Source organism: Marseilla massiliensis (assembly GCF_016899855.1).
Classification (GTDB): domain Bacteria; phylum Bacteroidota; class Bacteroidia; order Bacteroidales; family Bacteroidaceae; genus Prevotella.
Window position 1 is genome coordinate 1 of the sequence record NZ_JACJJG010000126.1, and the last position, 7,047, is coordinate 7,047.

Sequence of the window (7,047 nt, forward strand, 5' to 3'; positions counted from 1 at the left end):
TACTTACGGTTTTTACCCTCGGTAATACGTTCTCGCGCCGTCCGCCACCCACTCTTTACAAAAATATTTAGGGCAAAAACGTAAAAAGGACGATTAAAATTTGCTTATTTCATAATAAGTATGTACTTTTGCAGTCGCTTATGGAAACGGGATTTAGCGCAGTTGGTTAGCGCACGCGTCTGGGGGGCGTGAGGTCGCTGGTTCGAGTCCAGTAATCCCGACCAAGCAGTAAGGGTCCGGAACTTGGTAAGAGTTCCGGGCCCGTTTTTTATATTGCGGCAAGACAAAAAGCTTGTTTACGGCATATTTTATTTTGCTTTTAAGCTGTTTTGCATTATCTTTGCACTATGGAGACGTTGTGTGTGCCTCGGTTAGCGGGCATGACGGCGATGGATAAAAACCGTAAGTATCATGAAAAAACTGTTAGCCATATTCTTGATTGTGCTTGTTGTCGCTGGCTGTGACGGAAGGAAATCGGCAGAGGAACTGTTCGGGCAGACGGCATCGGGGGTGGTAGTGGTGCTCAACGAGTATTATTATGAATTGAAGTTGCCCGCTGGCGGCTCACTCTATTTTACCGGGCTTGACGAAAACGGTGACATAAGCGGCCTAACAGCTGACGAGGATGAGGTTCGGGCAAACCGCAGCATGCTTACAGGCACTGCTTTTTTTATCGGTAGTGACGGCACAATGATGACCAACCGTCACGTGGCCAGTCCCGGAATTGACGCCGTGACTGCACGCCGCAGCATGATAAAGATATTGAGACTGATGAAGATGTACATCTCTGAGGAAATGACTTCATTGTCGCAACAGTACGCCGTGCTTGAAAGCCAGAAGGCCGACTGTGTTTATACCGACTATTACGGTAATGTATATTCGGACCAGAATAGGTTGGACGAGATTAACGCCAAACAGCAGGATTTAAGCCGAAGGTTTGACGCTCTGGGGCAGTCGGCTGGCGAGATTGATGACAACATAGACCCTGAGGGCATTAAGATTAACACCGTGTGTGAGCTTGGCGTAGCATATAATAACACGTTTGTGACGACCGACAAGGATTTTGTGGAGAAGAATCCTTGCGTTGTAGTGCGCATATCGGACAAGGAGGACGTTGACCTTGCTTTGCTGCAGCTTAAAAACAAGAAGACGCCCGAAGGGGCTCATGTGTTCACTATAAAGGGAGACGGCGATGACGATGGGCTGTTGACGAAACTGTTTGGCGGTTCGGGTAAGAATGCTCCGCTGAAGATAGACCAGCAGTTGTATATGCTCGGGTATAATGCCGGCCTTGTGTTGGCAAATACCCGCCAGGGAATCAAGGTTCAGATGACCAGTGGCAAGGTTACACAGCTGCCTGACGGGCAGCGCCTGCTGTATAGCATTCCTGCCCTGCAGGGGTCGAGCGGCAGTCCGGTAATTGATGAATACGGCGACGTGGTGGCCGTCAACTTTGCCAAACTCGGCACTACGGATAATTTCAATTTCGGCATTCCTGTAGAACGTATACGGGAATTCATAAGGAAATAATCATTGTACATCGTTTGTCGACGTGCCCAAGCGCTGTTGAGATGTTTCTCGGCGGTAGGCGACATAAAAAAGGCACATGCCCTTTGTGGGTATGTGCCTTTTATTCATTCAACGTGGATGTTACCACATCTTGCTTATGAGGCCAAGCTTTGTATCGTTGATAAACTCGATGATGTGGCGTATCTCTGGGCCATCAGGCACCTGTTCCTTAACCTGTCTTACGGCGTCGAACACGCTGGTCTGGCCGTGGAATACAAGGCGGTAGGCATTGGCGATGTGGTCCTGAACCTTCTGCGATACTCCGTGGTTGGACAGTATTGAGGCGTTGATACCGCCGTACTTTACGGGATTGTCGCTGGCAATGATGTACGGCGGTACGTCACGGCTGATGCGGCAACCGCCTTGTATCATTGAACCGCGGCCAACACGCGATCCGGCGTTAGCGATGACGTTGGACGAGCAGATTACTGCGTTTTCGAACAGGCAGTCGCCGGCTATCTTTGTACCGTAACCGAACACGCAATCATCAGCAATCTTTGTGTCGTGTGATACGTGCACGCCTTCCATAAGGAAGTTGTTATTGCCGATGTATGTCTGGCCGTCGCTGAAAGTTGCACGGTTGATAACGACATTCTCGCGTATGATATTGTTGTCGCAAATCACGAGCAGGGAGTTGTCGCCCTTGTAGTTGAAATCCTGTGGCATAGCTCCGAGTACGGTGTTCTGGAACACCTTGTTGCCACGTCCAAGACGGGTCCCGTTCATTATGCTAACGTAAGGATAGATGACGCAGTCGTCGCCAATCTCAACGTCTCCCTCGATGTAGGCGAAAGGATAAATTGTAACGTTTTTCCCGATTTTCGCCTTCGGGTCTATTTCTGCTTTTGGACTTATCATATTGTTTAATTTTAATCGGTTATAAGGTTGTGGGTTTTACGGTTATACGGTTTGGGTTATTATGTGTTCATAAAGACTTTTATGCTTTCTCCGTACAACACTATGACCGCATAACCGCACAACCCCATACTTTAATCCCTTCCTCCGCCGAGGGCGTAATAGAGGTTCACGACAGCCTGCATCTTGTAGAAGTCGTCCTGTACCTTTGACAGTTCGGCATTGAGCAGTGACTGCTGCGCCGTTATAACCTCGAGATATGTGCTGCTGCCCATATTGAAGAGGTCCTTGGTGTACTGGACATTCTTTGTCAGGCTTTCTACCTGTTTCTCTTCAAGCTTGCTCTTTTCGTCAGACGAGTTGTAGAGCACGAGGGCATTGCTTACTTCAGAACCTGCCGAGAGCACGGCGTTCTGCCAAGTGTTGTAGGCCTGTTCCTGCGTTGCCTTGGCAACCTTGAGCTGCGCAACAAGCTGTCCGTTCTGGAATATCGGCTGGACGAGACTTCCTATTGCGCTAAGCAACCACTTACCTGGATTGACGATACCAGAGCCTGAACTGTTTGTGAACGCTCCGGAGCCGCTAATCGTTATATTCGGATAGAACTTTGAACGGGCAGCCTGAGTATCGTAGAAGCACTGTGCAAGAGTCATTTCGGCATAGTGAACGTCAGGACGGTTGTTGAGCATTTGTATGCCTACGCCCGTACTGAATTCTGTAGGCAGTGACTGGTCTTCCAGTCTACCGCGGGCGATGGTCTGCGCCGGCTGGCCGAGCAGCAATGAAAGAGAGTTCTCCGTCTCGCGTATTTGGCGTTTCAGGTCTGCAGCCTGTGCCAATACTGAATAGTAGTTGGCCTCGGCGCTCTGTACGCTGGTTTCCTTTGCGCTGTTCAACTCTTTCTGTAGCTTCATCATGTCCCATGTATCCTTTGTCAGGACAGTCATGTTGTCCACGATTTCCAGCTGTTTGTCAAGCATAAGTAGCGTGTAGTACGCGTTCGCTATGTTGGCAATCAGGTTCGTTTTAACAACAAGCTGGTAATCCTTTGTTGCCAGAAGGGCCATCTGCGCACTGCGTTTCTGGTTTAAGAGGTTGCCGAACAGGTCAATGCTCCAGCTTGCGTTGATGGGCAAAGAGTAGGTCTTCGTAGCCTTGCTGCCGTCCCATGACGATATTGTTCCCTGCGGAGAGAACGTGAACGAAGGAACGAACGCCAACTTTGCAGCCATGAGCTGTGCCTCTACCATCTTGACATTGAGGGCGGCGTTGAGCAAGTCTGTATTGTGCTCGAGACCTTGTTCGATAAGCACCTGGAGTTGCGGGTCGGTAAATACGCTGCGCCATGGAAGGTTTCCGAAACTTGTAGTGTCGGTAACGGCAAGCGTATCGGTATTTGAAGTTACGTCACGCACAATGCCTGTAACGTTGACATCGGGGCGCTCGTACTTGTTGTAGATTCCGCAGCTGCTCATAAGGGCAGCGGCGGAAATCATTATCAAAATATTATTTCTTTTCATCATTGTTGTCATTTATCTTGTTTTCAACCGGGCGGGTGTACTGCAACAGCTCCGTATCTACAGCCGCGTTGTCATCGTCGAACTCGAGAGGCTTAGCTTTCTCCTGCAGATACTGGAAGATGTAGAAGAGCACCGGAACCACCAGGAGCTGGCAAATCATACCAATGAGCATACCGCCGATTGCGGCAGCGCCGAGAGTCATGTTACCGTTATATCCCACACCTGTAGGCCGGAGCAACGGCATAAGGCCGATAATCATTGCCAATGATGTCATCAGGATAGGTCGCAGACGGGCTTGGGCACCGAGCACTGACGCCCATGAGAGTGCCATACCCGTGCGTCGACGCTCAAGGGCGAACTGCACGATAAGGATGGCGTTCTTGGCCAAAAGTCCGATAAGCATGATCAACGCAATCTGCATGTAGATGTCGTTCTGCTTTCCGAACAGGTCGGTGAAGATGAACGCGCCTGCAATACCGAACGGAATGGAGAGGATTACCGACAGAGGTACCAGATAACTTTCGTACTGCGCACTCAGAATCAGGTACACGAAGGTAAGACAGAGTACGAAGATAATCATCGTAGAGCTGCTTGACTCCTGCTCGGAACGTGTCAAACCTGAGAATTCATAGCCGAAACCTGTCGGCAGGGTTGTGCTTGCAACTTCCTCAACGGCACGGATGGCGTCTCCTGAAGAATAACCTTCAGCCGCGGTGGCGTTGACGTCGATAGACGTGAACAGGTTAAAGCGGGCAATCTCCTGAGGACCGTAGACTTTGGTCATGGTGACGAACTCGTTAATCGGTGCCATGCCATTGCTTGTCCTTACATATATATTATTCATGCTGTTCAAGTTCTCTCGCATTTTCGGGTCTGCCTGAATCATGACACGGTAGAGCTTACCGAAAGAGTTGAAGTTTGAAGCATAGAGACCGCCGTAGTATCCTTGCATGGCCGTAAGTACAACGCTCGGGTCAATACCGCTCTGCTTGCACTTCTCGACATTTACGTCGATCTGGTACTGCGGGTACTGAGAGTTGTAAGAAGTCATAGCCGTTGCAATCTCGGGACGCTTGTTGAGTTCGGCCAGGAAGTTCTGGGTTATCTTGAAGAAGTTGTTGACATCGCCACCGGTACGGTCGAGCATTGAGAACGTCAGACCGTTGGTTGCGGAGAATCCTTGCACCATAGGCGGCTGGAAGGCCAGTATCTGTGCGCCCTTGATGGCTGCCGTCTGTTTGTAAATCATGGCGAGCACCATCTTTGAACCCATGCTGTGAACGTCAAAATACTTCATGAAGCCTTCTTCCTTGTCACGCTCCTCAAACGACTTCAGCTTGATTACGAACGTACCTTGGTTGGTACCTTGTCCTGAGATGAAGTTGTAACCGGTGATACGCAGGCGGTTGGCGATTGCGGGGTTGGTGGCAAGCATTGAGTCAACCTGGTCCATCACAAGGTTTGTCTTCTCAAGAGAGGTTCCCGGAGGGGTTGAAACGGTACAGAACACAGTACCAGTATCTTCGTCAGGTACGAGACCGGTTTTGGTGTTCATTGCAGTAAGCACGAGTGCCGCGATACCTACAATAACGGCGATGAGTGATATTATCGGTTTCTGCACAAGCTTGCGTACGCTCTTTGTGTACTTGTCTTGTACTTTATTGTAAGCACCGTTGAATGCTGCGCTGAAGCGGTCGATTATTGACATTTTGCGTGCAGAGCCGTCCTCGTTTTTCGGTTTGAGGAGGATTGCACACAACGCAGGAGACAGCGTCAACGCGTTGACAGCCGAGATAACGATTGAGATAGCCATCGTTATACCGAACTCCTTGTAGAACGTACCGGACGTTCCGCCGATGAACGACACAGGAATGAACACGGCTGACATCACGAGGGTAATGGAGATAATAGCTCCCGAGATTTCGTTCATCGCGTCGATTGAGGCCTGGCGTGCTGACTTATAACCCAAGTCGAGCTTCGCGTGGACGGCCTCGACGACCACTATGGCGTCATCGACGACTATCGCGATTGCCAAGACTAACGCCGAGAGCGTAAGCAGGTTGAGCGAGAAGCCGAACACATAGAGGAAGAAGAACGTACCGACCAACGACACCGGCACCGCGATAAGCGGGATGAGTGTCGAGCGGAAGTCCTGCAAGAAGAGGAACACAACGATGAACACCAGCACGAATGCCTCAAAGAGGGTGTGTACAAGGTTGTCGATTGAAGCGTAAAGGAACTCCGTCACGTCCTGCATGTACTTGATTTCCACGCCAGGAGGCAACAGCTCGCGCTGCTGGTCGATAACGTTCTTGATGTCGTTAACGATTTGTGTAGCGTTAGAACCTGCCGTCTGCGTCACCATCATCATGACGGCGGGCTTGCCGTCAACCTTTGACGTAACGCTGTAATAAAGTCCGCCAAGCTCTACGCGGGCAACGTCCTTCACGCGGATTGTGTTGCCGTTGGCGTCGCTTGATATGACCATGTTCTCGAACTCCGTCGGAGTTTGCAGACGACCACGGTAACGAATGGTGTATTCGTATTGATTGTCGCTTTGTTCGCCGAACTTACCGGGTGCGGCCTCGATATTCTGCTCGGCAAGAACTCCGGAGATGTCAGATGGCATGAGGCCATAGTTCTTCATCTTGATGGGGTCGAGCCAGATACGCATTGAGTACGTCTTTGCACCCATAACCTCACAGTCGCCCACACCGTTGACACGTTTAAGTGCCGGAATGATGTTGATGTCGGCGTAGTTCTGCAAGAATTTCTCGTCGTAGCGTTCCGGGTCGCCGACGATGGACATAAGGAGCACGGTTGACGTCTGGCGCTTCTGCACCGTCACACCGGCCTGTGTAACCTCGGCAGGCAGAAGAGCTGAAGCCTGTGATACACGGTTCTGCACGTTCACCTGACACATGTCGGCGTTCATACCCTGCTTGAAGAACACTGTGATACGGCCCGAGCCTTCGTTCGTTGCGGTGGATGTCATGTAGGTCATGCCTTCCACACCGTTGATTTGCTCTTCAAGCGGCACGATGACCGAGTTCAACACTGTTTGCGCGTTGGCTCCCTGATAGTTCGCGCTCACGCTGACGGT

General features: G+C 50.6%; 4 protein-coding genes and 1 tRNA gene. 2 read left to right on the forward strand and 3 right to left on the reverse strand.

Annotated features, from left to right (window positions below):
- The first annotated feature begins 147 nt into the window (after positions 1 to 147).
- Together H6A34_RS12970 and H6A34_RS12975 are read left to right on the forward strand one after the other, a co-directional pair.
- Positions 148 to 224: transfer RNA gene (locus tag H6A34_RS12970), tRNA-Pro, on the forward strand.
- A gap of 187 nt (positions 225 to 411) precedes the next feature.
- Entirely contained in the window at positions 412 to 1,530 is a 1,119-nt protein-coding gene (locus tag H6A34_RS12975) for a S1 family peptidase (protein WP_205105860.1), read from the forward strand.
- Between the two features lie 120 nt (positions 1,531 to 1,650).
- On the opposite strand, the gene lpxA is transcribed toward H6A34_RS12975, so the two are convergent.
- From lpxA to H6A34_RS12990, 3 genes are all read right to left on the reverse strand, one after another.
- A complete protein-coding gene (gene lpxA, locus H6A34_RS12980; RefSeq protein ID WP_021949054.1) occupies positions 1,651 to 2,427 on the reverse strand; it encodes an acyl-ACP--UDP-N-acetylglucosamine O-acyltransferase in 777 nt (258 codons plus the stop codon).
- A gap of 131 nt (positions 2,428 to 2,558) precedes the next feature.
- Positions 2,559 to 3,944, reverse strand: coding sequence for an efflux transporter outer membrane subunit (locus H6A34_RS12985; RefSeq protein ID WP_205105862.1), 1,386 nt, complete (start codon positions 3,942 to 3,944; stop codon positions 2,559 to 2,561).
- The coding region (locus H6A34_RS12990) for an efflux RND transporter permease subunit (RefSeq protein WP_205105861.1) at positions 3,931 to 7,047 on the reverse strand (3,117 nt) is incomplete at its 5' end. The genes H6A34_RS12985 and H6A34_RS12990, both read right to left, overlap by 14 nt.